This is a genomic window from Bacteroides sp. OF03-11BH (assembly GCF_003604005.1).
Classification (GTDB): Bacteria; Bacteroidota; Bacteroidia; order Bacteroidales; family Bacteroidaceae; genus Bacteroides; species Bacteroides ovatus.
On sequence record NZ_QTMW01000010.1, the window covers coordinates 89,819 to 106,175 of the forward strand.

The window sequence follows — 16,357 nt, forward strand, 5'->3', positions numbered from 1 at the left end:
ATATAATGATATTGTGGTTTCTATTTTGCATCACAGAATGGCAATGAGTTTTTATTTGAGACTTAAAATCTCCTCTTTTGCACCTAATTCCTCATATACCTTTCCGTCTATAGTCAGATTCTTGGCATTCTTAACGTTTAATATATTGTTGCCTTTAGAAGATTCTACATAAATATTTTCCAAAGTAACTCCGTCTACCTGACTGATAACAACTCCATTCGCAGCTTCTGTCATCACAACGTTTTTAACGGTAATATTGCTGATGGGCATTTCCGGCAGTCCGTTGAAGAACATGGCACGTCCCGAACCTCTGCAAACAATATTGGAAATATGAATATTGCGGAAAGCAGGTGTTTCTTCTGTCACCGGAGGAATGGCAGTTTTCATACGGCTCAACAGATCTTCTTCCGATTCTTCACCGGCACCTTTTCCACCGTAGAACAAGTCGAACAATAAGGGTTCATTCGGAATATTAATCATATTGATATTGTTAATGTAGATGTTTTCTACCACACCGCCACGTCCGCGGGTACTCTTGAAACGTAAACCTACATCTGTACCCATAAATGTGCAGTCCTCTACATAGATATTCTTCACACCGCCGGACATTTCACTACCTACCACGAATCCGCCATGTCCGTGCAATACTGTATTGTTTTTCACGATAACGTTCTGGCAAGGTTCTCCACGACGGCGTCCATCTTCGTCTTTACCGGATTTGATACAGATGGCATCATCTCCCGCATCAAACACACTATTGATAATTAGAGCGTTTTTACAAGATTCCAAGTCGATAGCATCACCGTTTTGAGAATACCAGGGGTTGATGACCATGATATTATTTACTGTGAAATCTTCGCAAGACAATGGGTGCAGACACCAGCTTGGTGAGTTTTTGAAAGTAACTCCTTCCAACAGCACCTTCTTGCTTTTGACGATGCTTAACAACACCGGACGTAACCATGGACGGATTTCAGCCCATTCTTCATCTGTGTTGATACCTTCGGGGACATTGAAGTCTTTGCAAGCCATTGCACCTCTCAGTGAGCCGGCAGTGGGATACCATATCTCTTGTTTCTCGTCGAGAACACCTCCCGAGTTTACCAGCTTTTTCCATTGTGAAGCAGTCAGCTTTCCTTTTTTTACCGGACGCCAGCAGTCACCGTTTCCGTCAAATGTACCATGTCCGGTGATAGCTATATTTTCTGCATTGCGTGCTGAAATCGGTGATTGGCAACGACGAGTCTCGAGTCCTTCGAAAGAAGTGGCAATGATAGGATATGCTTCAAAATCACCGGTAAAAAGTACCAGCGCATTTTGTTCCGTATATAGATTTACATTGCTCAACAGCTCGATCGGACCAGTCAACCAGACACCTTCCGGGATAATCACTTTACCCCCTCCGCGTTGATTCACGTCTTTAATAGCATCGTTGATAGCTTTGGTATTCAGGAACAGACCGTCTCCTTTGGCTCCGAATTTCTCAATGTTTACTTCGTAAGCAGGGAAAACCGGTTGCTGTACTTTCGGCATTTCAAAAGGTAAATTCTGGTAAAGAGCGTCACTGATGGAGCTTTCTTTTACGGTAGTCTCGCTTTGTTTACATCCTGATGAGATAAACGGTAAACAGCATAGGGCCATCCAGAAGAGTCTTTTTGTCAATGTGTTCATTTAGTAACTTATTTCTATAGGGTTATACATCTATTGTTTTTCTTGGTAATTGGGTGATGATTAATGAGGGCGATTTCATAATTCTTATGTCCTTCCGCAGGCGATCTGTCGCAGGCAGCCTGCAGGAGAGGAATAAGACAAATTCATGTTAACCTAATTTTAACCTTAAATAAATATTATGAAAAAACCTCTTAATTATCGATTGCAAAGATAGGTGGCAAACCCCAAGAGGATGTGGACTAATTGATAGAATACGTGTATTTTTTGTCATTTCTGTCTATTATTTGCACACTTCTCGTGTTTTTATGCAGAAAGTTCCTATCTTTGCACAAAATTTAACTATTAAAAGATATGAGTTATAACTTGTTGAAAGGAAAAAGAGGTATTATCTTCGGTGCTTTGAACGATCAGTCTATTGCCTGGAAAGTAGCAGAGCGTGCCGTAGAAGAAGGTGCAACTATTACATTATCAAATACTCCGATGGCTATCCGTATGGGAGAAGTCGACGCTTTGGCCCAGAAATTAAATTGCCAGGTTATTCCGGCAGATGCCACCAGTGTAGAAGATTTGCAAAATGTATTCAAGACCTCCATGGATATACTGGGTGGACAAATTGATTTTGTACTCCACTCTATCGGTATGTCTCCCAACGTGCGCAAAAAACGTACTTACGATGACCTTGACTATGGAATGTTGGATAAGACATTGGATATTTCAGCTGTTTCATTCCATAAAATGATTCAGTCGGCCAAGAAATTGAACGCTATTGCTGATTACGGTTCTATCGTTGCTTTGAGCTACGTGGCCGCGCAGCGTACTTTCTACGGCTACAATGATATGGCAGATGCAAAGGCATTGCTGGAATCTATTGCACGTAGCTTTGGTTACATCTACGGACGCGAACATAGCGTACGTGTGAATACTATCTCGCAGTCTCCTACATTTACTACTGCCGGTTCGGGCGTGAAGGGTATGGATAAACTGTTTGATTTCTCCAACCGTATGTCTCCTCTCGGAAATGCTACGGCTGACGAATGTGCCGATTATTGCATCGTGATGTTCTCCGATCTTACCCGTAAGGTAACTATGCAGAACTTATTCCATGACGGTGGATTCTCCAGTGTAGGTATGAGTCTTCGTGCCATGGCTACTTACGAGAAAGGACTCGATGAGTATATGGACGAAAATGGTAACATCATTTACGGATAAAAAAATATGAAACTACGGATCTCTCTTCTTATTATTTTAATGAGTATGCTTTTCGCCTCCTGCGGGATAAGCACAGGAAAGGGTACGGAGCAGAAGGAAGAAGAGATTTCTGTTCTGAGATATGATAAGCTGTTGAGCGAATATGTTCGCTCCAACAGTTTTTCTGCTATGCAGAAGTTGACGATGGACTACCGTATGCCGACGAAAATCCTGATTGAGGATGTATTGTCTATCGGTACAGTGAAAGATGATACCATCTCGCAACGTCTGCAAAAATTCTATTCGGATACGACTTTGGTTCGTTTGCTTAGCGATGTAGAAGCAAAATATCCTAATCTGGATGAAGTGGAAAAAGGACTTAGCAAAGGATTTCGGAAACTGAAAAAGGAAGTGCCTGATACGAAAGTGCCGTTTATCTATTCGCAAGTATCCGCTTTCAACGAATCTATTATTTTAGTGGATTCTTTATTGGGAATCAGTCTTGATAAATATATGGGGGAAGATTATCCTCTTTATAAGCGTTTCTATTACGATTATCAATGTCGCTCGATGCGTCCGGAACGGATTGTGCCGGATTGTTTTGCTTTTTATCTTTTGAGCCGTTATGGAATGAACTATCATGAGGGTACTTGTTTGATTGACTTGATGATGCATACGGGGAAGATCAATTACGTAGTGCAAAACTTATTGGGATATAGTGATATTGGTGAAGCAATGGGGTATTCTAAGGAGGAAAGCGACTGGTGCAAGGATAATGAAAAGGAGATATGGAATTATATCTGTACCAACGATCATCTGCATGCTCGTGACCCGATGGTGATCCGCTATTATATGAAGCCTGCTCCTGCTGTTGATATGTTGGGTGCTCAAGCTCCGGCATTGATAGGTACATGGATGGGAGCAAGAATCATTGCTTCTTACATGAAAAAGCATAAGGATATGAAGCTGAAAGATCTTCTGGAATTTACTGATTACCACGAAATGTTAAGTGAATCTAACTACCTGGCTTCCTGAATCGTTTCTCTTTCTTATTTCTCAATTTTTAATTTTCAATTCTCAATTTAATAAGTGGAAACTGCCCTTTATTTGTTGCCCGTGACTTTAGGCGATACACCTATTGAAAAGGTGTTGCCTTCTTATAATAAGGAAATTATTTCCGGTATCCGGTATTTTATAGTCGAAGATGTTCGTTCTGCCCGTCGTTTCCTGAAAAAGGTGGACCGGGAGATTGATATTGATGCGTTGACATTTTATCCGTTGAACAAACATACTTCACCTGAAGATATTTCCGGTTATCTGCAACCTTTGGTAGGCGGAGCTTCAATGGGAGTTATCTCCGAAGCCGGTTGTCCGGCGGTAGCTGATCCGGGAGCGGATGTGGTTGCCATCGCACAACGTAAAAAACTGAAGGTAGTTCCTTTGGTTGGACCCTCTTCAATTATTCTTTCCGTGATGGCTTCGGGCTTTAACGGGCAGAGCTTTGCGTTTCATGGTTATCTGCCGATTGAACCGGGGGAACGTGCCAAGAAACTGAAAACATTGGAGCAGCGTGTGTATGCTGAAAATCAGACACAACTTTTCATTGAGACGCCTTACCGGAATCATAAGATGATAGAAGATATTTTGTTAAACTGTCGTCCTCAAACAAAGCTTTGTATTGCTGCCGATATTACATGTGAAGGAGAGTATATACAGACGCGTACTGTGAAGGACTGGAAGGGACATGTGCCTGAATTGTCTAAGATTCCCTGTATTTTTCTCTTATATAAATAACGTCTTTTAGGTGTTCATATTCATCTTCGAAACAGCTACTGAAGAAGCCTTTTCCCAAGTTTTCCTCTATCTGTTTGAAGCTCCATAGCTTACTGTTCTTAAAGCGAGGGGTACAAAGGATGGAATCATCCTTGATATCAACGATGAATAAGTAGATAAGACGATTGGTTACTTCATTCTCAAAGTGATAAACGATATTGAACTCTGGCTTGATATCTTTTTCGTGCGGGAAAGCATTGTTAATCAAACGGGTGGCACCCGCCTCTAAAGATTCTCCATATCGGAGATAACATTCCATGGGAATGTCCACTTTTCCTTTGTCCAAAATGGCTGTTGACGGTCTGTCGCAAAGGAACAGCATTCCATGAGTGGATATGGCAATTCTTATCACCGGATTGATGTATGCGTTCTTATAATTAACAGCTTCTATCGCAGGGGTTTTCCCGATCACGTCTCCTTTGGTATTCACAATAGGAACATATTCTGTGTGAGACATTAGGTGATTGAAGAAACGGATAGCGATCTGGTTGAACAGGATGCTCATAAGAAAGACAGTAGGAGGTAACACTTTATAGAGTACAAACAGACTTGTCTTACTTAGTGGGTTTTGGAAAATGACGGTGATGCTGATTATAATAAAATGCAGTATTCCGAAAATCAAGGCAATGCGAGCAGATACAACGGCGGCTTCTGCTCCCTGAGCATATAAACGTTTGTTGCAAGAACCTATCTGTTTTAAGAAGTGGTTGATAAACCTTTTCTTATGCATATAAAGACTTAGCATTGGAATGAGAATACTGACTTCCAGAGTAAGCGGGAGCGCACCGGGGGGAACATAATCACCAGGAATGAGAGCTGCTACGGATAATAGTGCCAGCACTCCGGTCGCTATATAGAGGATAAAATTAGGAATTAACAATCCTTTACGTCGATAAGAAAGGTATATTCCTATAATACCTATACCTGTACCGATGTAAATAGCCGTGTCTTGCGTTATAAGTTCACACAATAAAATGGAAATAATAACGGGGATAAAACCCAGCGACATGTTAAATGCGGAAGAAAGTATTCCTTTATGATCCATCTCTATATTTATGTTTATTTGTCGGTTCTATCTATAAAACAAATAGTGTATGTGTTTTGTTTGCTAACGAATATGTTTCTCTGCATGGTAGGAGGAACGAACAAGGGGAGCACTCTCTACGATGTTGAATCCTTTCTCTAAACCAACTGTTTTATATTTCATGAATTGCAGCGGAGTGATGTATGCCACAACGGGATAATGCCGATGACTCGGTTGCAGGTATTGCCCTATGGTAAGAATCTGGCAACCGGTTGCTAACAGATCGTCCATCAATGTTTCGACTTCCTCCGGAGTTTCACCCAGTCCGACCATTATGCCGCTTTTAGATTTGACTCCCTTTTCGGAAATATGTCTGATAACCTGTAAGCTTGTATCATAATTTGCTGCACTGCGGACTAGTGGACTAATGCGGCGCACAGTTTCCATATTGTGTGATATGATGTCGGGCCGGGCGTCAATTACTAAATCTACCAACTCCATTCTGCCTTGAAAATCCGGAATCAGTACTTCAATGGTTGTCTGTGGATTCAACCGTTTTATCTCCCGGATGGTACGTGCCCAATGCTCTGCACCCAAATCAGGTAAATCATCCCGGTCTACAGAGGTGATGACGGCATGATCCAATTTCATCAGTGCGATGGATTCTGCTACATGGGTAGGCTCGTTTGCATCTAACGGATGGGGACGTCCTGTCTGTGTGTTGCAAAATTTACAGCTACGCGTGCAGATGTCACCGCCAATCATGAAGGTGGCTGTTCCTTTTCCCCAACATTCCCCCATATTAGGGCAACGCCCACTGCTGCATATCGTGTGCAAGCAGTGGGAGTCGACAATTCGCTTTGTTTCGGTGTATCGTTCGTTGGCACCGATATTAATTTTCAGCCATTCGGGCTTACGTACTCTATCCGTCATTATAAGTTGTTCAAGAAGAAGTTGGTCAACCGTGTGTACAAGTGTTGGCGGGTGTTGCCACCATATATTCCATGATTACGGTTCGTGTACACTTGCATATCAAATTGTTTTCCAAGCTGAACTAACTGTTCGGCATATTCTGCACAGTTCTGGAAGTGAACATTGTCATCTGCCATACCATGTACCAGCAACAAGTTGCCATGAAGTTTGTCGGCACGGGTGAAGGCTGATGATTCCTTATATCCTTCCGCATTTTCTTTGGGAGTGCGCATGAAACGTTCGGTGTAAATCGTATCATAGAAACGCCAGTCGGTCGGTGCGGCTACTGCTACTCCGGCTTTGAATACGGGAGTTCCTTCGCTCATGCTCATAAGAGTCATGTATCCGCCATAACTCCAACCCCAGATACCGATGCGGTCTTTGTCCACATACGTTTGTTTGCCTAGGTAAAGCGCTGTTTCCACCTGGTCTTTGGCTTCTTTGACGCCAATTTTTAAATAGGTACATTTCTCAAAAGCTTCTCCACGGCCTCCAGTGCCACGACCATCTACACATACCACGATATAACCGAGGCTTGCCATGTATGTCTCCCAGCTGATTCCCCAAGTATCTAATACCTGTTGGGAACCCGGGCCACTATATTGATGCATCAGTACCGGATATTTTTTGGATGCGGAGAAATTAACCGGTTTCATCATCCAGCCATTCAACTTCACGCCATCTGTAGTCTGGAAAGTAAAGAACTCTTTTTGTGGTACTGCATATCCGGACAATGTTTGCTTCAACGCATCATTTGTAATAAGCGTTTTGAGCGTTTTGCCTGAATTATCGTTCAAGGTAACCAACATAGGAGTATCCAAGCTGGAGAACTTGTTCATATAATACTTCATCGATTTGCTGAAGAGAGGCGTATTGGTTCCTGCCTGTTGAGACAATTTGGTCTTTTTGCCTTTCTTATCTATTTTATAGACAGCCTTGCGCAGAGGACTCTCTTCGTTGCTGGTATAATAGAAAGAACCATCTTCTTCATCATATCCCAGAAAATCTTTCACTTCGAACTTACCGTTAGTAACCTTTTTAATCAAGTTACCTCCCATGCTATACCAATAGAGATGACTGTAACCGTCACGTTCGCTAAGCATGCTGAAATATTCGGGATAGAACTGGATGTTATCGAAAATATTCTCCTTTATGTAATAAGGAGATTCATCACGGAGCATTAGTTTGCAAAGTGTTGAGCGAGGATCGGCAAAGTAGAGGTCGAAACGGTCTTGATGACGGTTTAATGTCATGATAGCCAATTTGTTGGCATCCTTTGTGAAACGGATGCGTGGAATGTATCCATCTGCATCCAGCGGGAGTTTCATCGTACGGGTGACGTGTGACTTGATGTCATACGTGCGTACTTCTACTTTCGAATTCGGGTATCCGGCTTTCGGATACTTGTAGGTATATTCACCCGGATAATCTTTTAAGGCATCAATACGGGGTGCCTGTCCGGCAAATACCGGAAAAGAGTAGGAGGGAACTTCTGACTCATCGAAGCGGATGAAAGCGATCTGTGTATTATCAGCGCTGAATTCCAAAGCACGGTCGAAACCGAACTCTTCTTCATACACCCAGTCGGGGATGCCGTTGATTACAGAGTCCTGTTTGCCATCCTCCGTAATTTGGCTTTCACTGTTGCCATAAAGCAGCTTAACAAGAAATATGTTATTGTTGCGGACAAAAGCAATCATTGTACCGTCTGGAGAAAAGACGGGGACCTGTTGAGGTCCACCGTCAGACAGCCGTTCAATAATGTTGTTTGTCGTAACGCCCTTATCATTTCGTTTCAAAGGGTAAATGTAATGTACAGCTGTGTATGAATGCCTATATATAGGTGTCGTTTTAGTAGCAATCAGCAATTTCTGACCGTCGGGCGAGAACTGGTAACTGTCGAAGTTCTTGAAGTCACATTCGCGTGCAGTGCTTACATCGAAAATCACTTCTACTTTCTCGCCTGTTTTGAAAGAGTATTTAATGATCTGCGTGCCGTCGGCGTTCATCTGCGTGTAGTGTTCGCCATCAGGCATGGGGATTACTCCCTGGATATTTTCCGGGCGGAAACGTCCGGAGGTGATATCTTTTAAATCGAGTGCCTTTTGTCCTTGTGCCATTCCGGTCAGACAGAGAAGGCAGAGTAATAAAGTGATGCTGATCTTTTTCATCTGCTTTTATAATCGGTTTTGGTTTTAATTCGTACTTGCAAAAGTAACAATAAACTTAGATTCAACAAAGCCTGACCGATTTTTATATAGATTTGATAAGGATTATTGGGTGAGATTCAATATCTTTGTGAAAAGGACTTTAAACATTACCACTATGAATTCAAAAAGAAAAGACTTGCAATATGCTTCTGTCTTCTTATTGGCCGTGGCATTGACGTTCCTGATGGGAAAGGGTGATAATCTGTGGTTGGTGTCATGGGGTGACTTGATACCGAGTTTGTTTGTACTGTTCATAGCAGGTGATTGTTTACATAGTTCCCTGCTTCGTATCAAACGTGGCGAAGAGGAGGGAGGAGCCCGGTGGAGTACTTGTTTCACTTTCCTAGTATTCAGCATTATTTTTATGGGCGACTTGTTCTTTATCGGCAACTTTATTGTCAATAAACTGTGGAGTTAAAAGAGATGTAATAAATCTGTTTCACAGGTGTTTAATAGTAGATTATTCGTCTTAACTATATCTTTTAGTTTACTTTAACTAGATAAATTAGTTTATGAACTAAAACTTTTCGTTATTTGCGGCAAACAAAGTTGCAGATATGAAAGGATTAACAGCAAAAGAAGAAGAAATCATGGGCTTTTTCTGGGAAAAAGGTCCCTTGTTCGTGAAGGAAATGTTGGCTTTCTATGAAGATCCCAAGCCACATTTCAATACATTATCTACGATTGTGCGTGGGTTGGAAGAAAAAGGTTTTCTAGCTCATTATACTTTCGGAAATACCTATCAATATTATCCCGTAGTTAGTGAAGAAGATTTTCGTAAAGGAACGCTGCGGAATGTGATTAGTAAGTATTTTAATAATTCTTACCTGAATGCCGTTTCTTCTTTGGTTAAGGAGGAAGATATTTCCTTGGATGAATTGAAACAGCTCATCGAGGAAGTGGAACAAGCTGACAAAAAACACTAATCTATTAAACGAAAATCTATGCTATGGGAGTTTTCTTCATTTATATATTAAAATCATCTGTTTGTCTTGTTCTGTTTTACCTGTTTTTCCGGTTATTACTTAGCAAGGAAACCTTTCATCGTTTCAATCGTATGGCTTTATTGGGAGTGTTGTTCTTTTCATTACTCATTCCTTGTATCGAAGTAACTACCCGGCATCAGGTTGAAGTGCAGCAGGCTGTGCTTTCCATTGAACAATTGCTATTGATGGCAGAGTTGGAGACTACTCCTGCCAATGTCGGTGCAGTGCAGGAGACGTCGGCCATATCTTGGGTACAGATTGTTCTGCTGGTCTATTGGGCGGGTATTCTGTTTCTTGCCTGTCGCAATATCTATTCTTTGATTTGTCTCTTTCGGTTGGTACATTCCGGCAAACATGAGAAGTTGGAGAAAGGGGTTACATTTGTGGTGCATAATCAGGAGATAGCTCCGTTCAGTTGGATGAAGTATATTGTCATCAGCCGGAAAGACTTGGAGGAAAACGGGAGGGAAATCCTTATTCATGAAATGGCTCATATTCACCATCGCCATTCAGTAGATTTATTGGTGGCGGATATTTGCATCTTTTTTCAATGGTTCAATCCTGGTGCATGGTTGTTGAAACAAGAGTTGCAGAACATTCATGAGTATGAAGCGGACGAGACCGTCATTAATGAGGGTGTAAACGCGAAAGAATATCAACTATTATTAATAAAAAAAGCCGTTGGCACAAGGCTCTACTCTATGGCCAACAGCTTTAATCACAGTAAACTTAAAAAACGTATCACTATGATGTTAAAAGAAAAATCGAATCCGTGGGCACGGTTGAAGTACTTGTATGTACTTCCGTTGGCAGCTATTGCAGTAACTGCTTTTGCCCGTCCTGAAATCTCTGAAAAAGTGGAAGAGATTTCTGCAGTCAAAGTTAATGATTTGGCAGCAATTGTGGAAAAAAAGAGTGAAGAAAATGTTGTTAAGGAGCCTATTGATACTACCAAGAATAAGGTAGTAGTGGTAGGGTATCGTACAGAAAAAAAAGATTCTGTCTTAACATCCGGGAAAGAGAAGGTGGCTATTTCGGTACAAGGAATTTCCGGCGAAGGAAAACCTTTGGTTATTATTAATGGGAAGGAGTCTGATCGTGAAGTAGTAAATGCTTTGAATCCTGAACGTATTGAAAGTGTGTCTGTCATAGGTCCTGAAAAAGCTATTAAGATTTATGGAGAAAAGGCTAAGGATGGAGTGATGGATATAAAACTATATTCGGAAAAAAAGTTTGCGCCGAGAAAGATTGAAATCGAAGGCATTAATAAAACAAGGTTGGATGCATTAAATAGTGGGGCAAAGAGTTGGGGAGCTACGTTTCGTTCTGCTGATGGAGGTAAACCTTTGGTTATAATTGATGGCAAAGAGGCTACTGGTGATGATCCTTTAGCGAATATTTCTCCTGATCGTATTAGGAGTATATCTGTATTAAAAGATAAGACTGCATTGGCTGCTTATGGTGATAAGGGAAAGAATGGAGTGATTGAAGTAAATCTATTAGTGAAAGAAGAATATCAAGCCCGTCAAATTTCTATTCGTGCTATTAATGATACAGTGACTTCAACAATAAAAGTAACTGCATCTGAAGAATAGCAGTAGATTTTAGATGTCTTCTGTTTCTAAATATTGTCAAAATATAATGTTATAAAGATTGACGGAGGTACGCTAGTATCTCCGTTTCTTGTTCCGGGTGGAACCATTTTATTTCTTCATCTCTTTTGAACCAGGTCATCTGTTTACGCGAATAAATGCGGGAGTTTTGCTTGATTTTGTCTATAGCAAAGGAGAGTTCCCATTCTCCGTCCAGATATTTGAACAGTTCTTTATAGCCTACTGTATTGAGTGAATTGAGGTGACGATAGGGAAGTACGGAACGTACTTCTTCCAATAATCCTTCCTCCATCATCTGGTCTACCCGGCGGTTGATACGGTCATAAAGTTCTTCCCGATCACGAGTCAGGCCGACTTTCAGAATACGGAAAGGACGCTGTTTTTTTTGTTGGGTGCGAAAAGAAGTATAAGTGCGTCCGGTCATATAGCAAATCTCCAACGCATGAATTACCCGCTTGGGATTCTTCAGATCTACAATCCGGTAATATTCCGGGTCTAACAAGCGAAGTTCTGCGCAGAGTTGTTCAAGGCCTTCCTCTTCATACTTTTGTAACATGAGTTGACGGGTTTCCGCATCAACGGTAGGAATATCGTCAATTCCCTTACAGATAGCGTCTACATACATCATTGAGCCACCAGTGAGAATCACGACTTCGTGTTGCGTGAATAATTTCTCCAGAATTTCCAGTGCTTCTGTTTCGTATTGGGCAGCGCTGTAATAGTCTGTGAGGTGGAGCGTGCCGACCAGTTGATGGGGGACACGTTTGAGTTGGTCGGGAGTAGGAGCTGCCGTGCCTATTTTTAATTCGGCATAAAGCTGTCTCGAATCGGCAGATACAATGCTTGTCTGAAATGTTTCTGCCAAGCGCAGGCTCAACTCCGTTTTCCCCACACCTGTAGGACCTATAAGAACAATGAGAGTAGGCATAGATTTTTAAGTATTAAGTATAGAAGTATTAAGTATTAAAGCGTACGGGACTAAAAAAATATTAGGTATTAACTGCCTGACACTACATAGCAATTAATACCTAATACTTGATATTTAATACTTAAAATTTTTCTTCTTCGTATGGGCTGCTAGTGTCACCACCTATGTCAAATCCTTCCTGATCGAAATCTTCCATGTCGAAGTCCTGGTCTCCATAGAAGTTTTCATCCAGATCAAGAGAACCTCCCGCAGCGGTCATTTCTTCAAAATCTACCGTTTGTTTAGGAGCATCTCCTGATTTCTTGGTACATTTGGCACCATTCATATCTTTTCCGGTGATAATTTCGGATAGTTCGATGAAGAAACAACGTTCTGTTATGTAATCGAATACATATAGCAGTTTCTGTTTTTCGTCTTCTACCAATTCACTGATAGCAGTGTCTTTCATTACCCAGCTATCTATTTCCGGATTGTCGTCCATTTCTTCTAAGGTTACTTCTTTTCCTTTTTCCCAGTCGTCATCGCAGATAAAGAAAGAAGTCATCTGGTCGTTTGCGTACCCTACTGATTTCAGTATTGCTTCATGGAAGTCATAAAAAGTTGCTTCCGGATCAATTTGTATTTCTCTGACAAAATCGTCAACTTCATCAGATATGATAGTAAATCTGTATATCATAATATGACTATTTTGAACTGTTTATTTAATAATACCACGTTCTGAATTACGGATAAAATTGACTATATAGTCAATCTCCGGGCTCTTTTCGAATTCATCTTCTATTTTTTTCAATGCTTCTGTCGTGTTCAAGCCACTTTGGTAGATGATACGATATGCATTGTGAATACTTTCGATCACTTCATTGGCAAAACCACGACGGCGCAGGCCGATGATGTTGATTCCACTAAAAGCAATCGGTTCGCGTCCTGCGATGATGTAAGGAGGAATATCTTTACTGAAGCGGCATCCGCCCTGAATCATTACATGACTCCCTACATGACAGAATTGGTGCATCAATACATTAGCGCTGACAATCGCATTATCATCAATGATGATTTCACCTGCCATTTTGGTAGAGTTACCGATGATACATCCGTTACCAACCAATGCATCGTGTGCTACGTGTACACCCTCCATCAGTAAATTGTTATTTCCTACAATCGTGCGCCCTTTAGCTGCTGTACCACGGTTGATTGTTACATTTTCACGAATCAGATTATTATCCCCGATTTCGGCTGTCGATTCCTCACCGCGAAACTTAAGGTCCTGCGGAATGGCTCCGATTACGGCACCCGGAAAAATAGTGTTTCCGTTACCAATACGTGAACCATATAAAATATTGGCGTTAGCCATAATTTTATTGTTGTCGCCGATAACTACGTTCTTATCTATAAATACAAAAGGCGCAATTTCTACATTTTCCCCAATTTTAGCTTCGGGATGAATATACGCTAAAGGACTTATCATGCTTTTAATATATCAATTATTACTTATTTTTCACTATTTGTGCCATGAACTCTGCTTCGCAAACAACTTTCTCGCCAACAAATGCATATCCTTTCATAGTAGAGATGCCACGGCGGATAGGTGCCAGCATTTCTACACGGAAGATAATAGTATCTCCCGGCACTACTTTCTGGCGAAATTTTACTCCATCTATTTTCATGAAATAGGTAGAATAACGTTCAGGTTCGTCTACTGAATTCAAAACGAGTAAACCACCGACTTGTGCCATTGCTTCTACTTGAAGTACTCCCGGCATAACAGGTTCTTGTGGGAAATGTCCCTGAAAGAAAGGTTCGTTAGCTGTGATATTTTTGATACCTACAATGTAATTAGCACCAATCTCAATCACTTTGTCAACCAGTTGGAAAGGATAGCGGTGTGGCAATAATTCGCGGATACGGTTTACATCCATTACCGGCTCACGGTTACAGTCGTAACTTGGCGCCTGTATTTCGTGCAAACGGATTTCTTTCCGCATTTGGCGTGCAAACTTATTATTGATAGTATGTCCGGGACGGGTAGCAATGATCCGGCCTTTTATCGGTTTACCGATTAAAGCAAGGTCACCGATCACATCCAACAATTTGTGGCGGGCACATTCGTTTGCCCAAACCAACGGTTTGTGATTGATATAGCCTAATTGTTCAGCGTCCATGTGAGGTACTCTCATCACATCTGCCAACTTGTCGAAACTTTCCTGTGACATCTTACGCTCGTAGATTACGATTGCATTGTCCAGGTCACCCCCTTTAATCAATCCAGCGGAGAGCAGCGGTTCTATTTCGCGAACAAAGACGAAAGTACGGCTGGCGGCCACTTCGTCTTTGAAATTATGCATATCCTCAAGTGTAGCAAACTGATTCGGGATAATGGTTGAATCGTAAGAAACCAGTACATTCAGACTGAAATTCTCGTCAGGAAGTACGATGATAGAAGAACCAGTCGTTTCATCCCGGAACTCAATTTTAGACTTGATAATATAAAAGTCTTTGACGGCATTTTGTTCTACTGTTCCTACACGTTCTATTTCTTGTACATAATATTGTGCACTACCATCTAAAATAGGAAATTCCGGTCCGTTAACCTGAATAAGGCAGTTATCAATGCCCAATGCGTAGAGGGCTGCCATACCATGTTCAACGGTGCTTACTTTGACTCCATTCTTCGACAATACAGTACCACGAGTGGTTTCTGTCACATTGTCGGCTACTGCATCGATAGTTGGTTGTCCTTCTACGTCAATGCGCTGGATTTTATATCCATGATTGTCCGGAGCAGGATTAAATGTTACAGTGAGATCAAGTCCAGTGTGAAGACCTTTCCCGCTCAGTGAAAAGCTATCTTTCAGCGTTTTTTGTTTCAGCATTGGTTACTTATTTACTTATTTAATAGTTGTTTTAATTCTTCTATTTCTTTGCGCAAATTACGCAATTCTTTCTGCATATCCGGTAAGCTTCTTTGTGCGACGGATGCTTTGAAGTATTGCTTCAGTTCCATAGGAGGAGTTCCGATAAGCTGGCTACCGGATTTAATGTCTCCGGGTACACCTGACTGTGCACCTAAACCAACTTTGTCTCCTATTTTGGAATGTCCTGCAATACCTACCTGACCTCCGATCATACACCATTCACCAATTTTGGTAGAACCGGCAATTCCGGCTTGTGCAGCCATTACGGTATGTGAACCTATTTCATCATTATGTGCTATTTGTATCAGATTGTCTAATTTGACACCACTATGCACTACCGTAGCTCCCATTGTAGCACGGTCTACACAAGTATTAGCACCTATATCTACTTTATCTTCCAGAATAACAATTCCGATTTGCGGAATCTTATCGTATCCATTCGGAGTGGGAGCAAAACCAAATCCGTCAGCTCCAATCACTGCACCCGAGTGCAGGATACATTCGTTACCTATGCGGCAATCATGATAAACATTTACATTGGAGTACAGCAAGCAACTGTTGCCTATCTTCACGCCGTCTCCAACAAAAGTGTGTGGATAAATTTGGGTATTATCTCCAATCACGGTATTTTCACCAATATAGGCAAATGCACCGATGTATACGTTCTCACCAATTTTGGCGCTGGGTGCAACGAAAGCTAATGAATCTATACCTTGTTTCTTAGGCTTGCTCATCTCATAAAGATTGAGCAATTTAGCCAGACTTTCATATGCATTGTCTACTTTTATCAGAGTAGCTTTAATTTCGTGTTCGGGAGTGAAGTCCTTATTAACCAGGACAATGCTTGATTGTGTCTCGTAGATGTAAGGTGTATATTTGGGATTTGACAGGAAAGAAATTGCTCCGGGCATTCCCTCTTCAATTTTAGCGAATGTGTGTACCGTAGCGTTTTCGTCTCCAATGATTTCCCCTTGGATAAATGCTGCAATTTGCTTAGCCGAGAACTCCATGTCTTTAATT

General features: G+C 41.4%; 15 protein-coding genes. 6 read left to right on the forward strand and 9 right to left on the reverse strand.

Annotated features, from left to right (window positions below; genetic code table 11):
- Positions 1 to 51 precede the first annotated feature (51 nt).
- The gene (locus DXA54_RS09815) at positions 52 to 1,671 is read right to left on the reverse strand and encodes a glycoside hydrolase family 28 protein (protein ID WP_120079367.1); all 1,620 of its coding nucleotides are present in this window, start codon (positions 1,669 to 1,671) and stop codon (positions 52 to 54) included.
- Between the two features lie 351 nt (positions 1,672 to 2,022).
- Here DXA54_RS09815 and DXA54_RS09820 point away from each other — a divergent pair, with 351 nt between their 5' ends.
- Genes DXA54_RS09820 through DXA54_RS09830 form a run of 3 tightly spaced genes read left to right on the forward strand, consistent with a single transcriptional unit; the run spans position 2,023 to position 4,653 of the window.
- Complete coding sequence (locus tag DXA54_RS09820) at positions 2,023 to 2,880, forward strand: enoyl-ACP reductase (protein ID WP_004301687.1); 858 nt, start codon at positions 2,023 to 2,025, stop codon at positions 2,878 to 2,880.
- Between the two features lie 6 nt (positions 2,881 to 2,886).
- A complete protein-coding gene (locus DXA54_RS09825) occupies positions 2,887 to 3,894 on the forward strand; it encodes a hypothetical protein (protein ID WP_008650833.1) in 1,008 nt (335 codons plus the stop codon).
- Between the two features lie 54 nt (positions 3,895 to 3,948).
- Entirely contained in the window at positions 3,949 to 4,653 is a 705-nt protein-coding gene (locus DXA54_RS09830) for an SAM-dependent methyltransferase (RefSeq protein WP_004304520.1), read from the forward strand.
- Here the strand turns inward: DXA54_RS09830 and DXA54_RS09835 are convergent.
- The 3 genes from DXA54_RS09835 to DXA54_RS09845 all read right to left on the reverse strand — a co-directional run bounded on the left by DXA54_RS09835 (position 4,619) and on the right by DXA54_RS09845 (position 8,859).
- Positions 4,619 to 5,737: a hypothetical protein gene (locus DXA54_RS09835; protein WP_008650834.1), complete on the reverse strand. Its 1,119-nt coding sequence runs from the start codon at positions 5,735 to 5,737 to the stop codon at positions 4,619 to 4,621. The genes DXA54_RS09830 and DXA54_RS09835 overlap by 35 nt on opposite strands.
- A 63-nt stretch (positions 5,738 to 5,800) precedes the next feature.
- Positions 5,801 to 6,649, reverse strand: a complete 849-nt coding sequence (lipA, locus tag DXA54_RS09840; protein WP_004308530.1) for a lipoyl synthase — start codon at positions 6,647 to 6,649, stop codon at positions 5,801 to 5,803.
- Entirely contained in the window at positions 6,649 to 8,859 is a 2,211-nt protein-coding gene (locus DXA54_RS09845; protein WP_120079369.1) for a S9 family peptidase, read from the reverse strand. The genes lipA and DXA54_RS09845 overlap by 1 nt, the downstream gene beginning before the upstream one ends.
- A 154-nt stretch (positions 8,860 to 9,013) precedes the next feature.
- Between DXA54_RS09845 and DXA54_RS09850 the strand changes: the two genes are divergently transcribed.
- The 3 genes from DXA54_RS09850 (at position 9,014) to DXA54_RS09860 (ending at position 11,479) form a co-directional block, all read left to right on the forward strand.
- Positions 9,014 to 9,316 (forward strand): hypothetical protein, encoded by a 303-nt coding sequence (locus DXA54_RS09850; RefSeq protein ID WP_004301693.1) that lies wholly within the window; start codon positions 9,014 to 9,016, stop codon positions 9,314 to 9,316.
- Positions 9,317 to 9,455: 139 nt separating this feature from the next.
- Positions 9,456 to 9,824, forward strand: a complete 369-nt coding sequence (locus DXA54_RS09855; protein ID WP_004301694.1) for a BlaI/MecI/CopY family transcriptional regulator — start codon at positions 9,456 to 9,458, stop codon at positions 9,822 to 9,824.
- Positions 9,825 to 9,847: 23 nt separating this feature from the next.
- The gene (locus DXA54_RS09860) at positions 9,848 to 11,479 is read left to right on the forward strand and encodes a M56 family metallopeptidase (protein WP_120079371.1); all 1,632 of its coding nucleotides are present in this window, start codon (positions 9,848 to 9,850) and stop codon (positions 11,477 to 11,479) included.
- Between the two features lie 49 nt (positions 11,480 to 11,528).
- Here the strand turns inward: DXA54_RS09860 and miaA are convergent, their stop codons facing one another.
- The 5 genes from miaA to lpxD form a co-directional block, all read right to left on the reverse strand.
- A complete protein-coding gene (miaA, locus tag DXA54_RS09865) occupies positions 11,529 to 12,425 on the reverse strand; it encodes a tRNA (adenosine(37)-N6)-dimethylallyltransferase MiaA (RefSeq protein WP_004308534.1) in 897 nt (298 codons plus the stop codon).
- Positions 12,426 to 12,546: 121 nt separating this feature from the next.
- Positions 12,547 to 13,101 carry an IS1096 element passenger TnpR family protein gene (locus DXA54_RS09870; protein ID WP_004308535.1) on the reverse strand — a complete coding sequence of 185 codons (555 nt, stop codon included), beginning with the start codon at positions 13,099 to 13,101 and terminating at the stop codon, positions 12,547 to 12,549.
- A 21-nt stretch (positions 13,102 to 13,122) separates the two neighbouring features.
- Positions 13,123 to 13,890, reverse strand: a complete 768-nt coding sequence (gene lpxA, locus DXA54_RS09875) for an acyl-ACP--UDP-N-acetylglucosamine O-acyltransferase (protein WP_120079373.1) — start codon at positions 13,888 to 13,890, stop codon at positions 13,123 to 13,125.
- Between the two features lie 19 nt (positions 13,891 to 13,909).
- Positions 13,910 to 15,295: a bifunctional UDP-3-O-[3-hydroxymyristoyl] N-acetylglucosamine deacetylase/3-hydroxyacyl-ACP dehydratase gene (locus DXA54_RS09880; RefSeq protein WP_004304529.1), complete on the reverse strand. Its 1,386-nt coding sequence runs from the start codon at positions 15,293 to 15,295 to the stop codon at positions 13,910 to 13,912.
- 11 nt (positions 15,296 to 15,306) lie between these two features.
- Complete coding sequence (lpxD, locus tag DXA54_RS09885) at positions 15,307 to 16,347, reverse strand: UDP-3-O-(3-hydroxymyristoyl)glucosamine N-acyltransferase (protein ID WP_074706692.1); 1,041 nt, start codon at positions 16,345 to 16,347, stop codon at positions 15,307 to 15,309.
- Positions 16,348 to 16,357: the final 10 nt, after the last annotated feature.

Bases quoted from the DNA above. Each gene is read 5' to 3' on its own strand.
- DXA54_RS09815 (WP_120079367.1), bottom strand. From the start codon at position 1,671: ATGAACACATTGACAAAAAGACTCTTCTGGATGGCCCTATGCTGTTTA.
- DXA54_RS09820 (WP_004301687.1), top strand. From the start codon at position 2,023: ATGAGTTATAACTTGTTGAAAGGAAAAAGAGGTATTATCTTCGGTGCT.
- DXA54_RS09825 (WP_008650833.1), top strand. From the start codon at position 2,887: ATGAAACTACGGATCTCTCTTCTTATTATTTTAATGAGTATGCTTTTC.
- DXA54_RS09835 (WP_008650834.1), bottom strand. From the start codon at position 5,737: ATGGATCATAAAGGAATACTTTCTTCCGCATTTAACATGTCGCTGGGT.
- lipA (WP_004308530.1), bottom strand. From the start codon at position 6,649: ATGACGGATAGAGTACGTAAGCCCGAATGGCTGAAAATTAATATCGGT.
- DXA54_RS09845 (WP_120079369.1), bottom strand. From the start codon at position 8,859: ATGAAAAAGATCAGCATCACTTTATTACTCTGCCTTCTCTGTCTGACC.
- DXA54_RS09850 (WP_004301693.1), top strand. From the start codon at position 9,014: ATGAATTCAAAAAGAAAAGACTTGCAATATGCTTCTGTCTTCTTATTG.
- DXA54_RS09855 (WP_004301694.1), top strand. From the start codon at position 9,456: ATGAAAGGATTAACAGCAAAAGAAGAAGAAATCATGGGCTTTTTCTGG.
- DXA54_RS09860 (WP_120079371.1), top strand. From the start codon at position 9,848: ATGGGAGTTTTCTTCATTTATATATTAAAATCATCTGTTTGTCTTGTT.
- miaA (WP_004308534.1), bottom strand. From the start codon at position 12,425: ATGCCTACTCTCATTGTTCTTATAGGTCCTACAGGTGTGGGGAAAACG.
- DXA54_RS09870 (WP_004308535.1), bottom strand. From the start codon at position 13,101: ATGATATACAGATTTACTATCATATCTGATGAAGTTGACGATTTTGTC.
- lpxA (WP_120079373.1), bottom strand. From the start codon at position 13,890: ATGATAAGTCCTTTAGCGTATATTCATCCCGAAGCTAAAATTGGGGAA.
- DXA54_RS09880 (WP_004304529.1), bottom strand. From the start codon at position 15,295: ATGCTGAAACAAAAAACGCTGAAAGATAGCTTTTCACTGAGCGGGAAA.
- lpxD (WP_074706692.1), bottom strand. From the start codon at position 16,347: ATGGAGTTCTCGGCTAAGCAAATTGCAGCATTTATCCAAGGGGAAATC.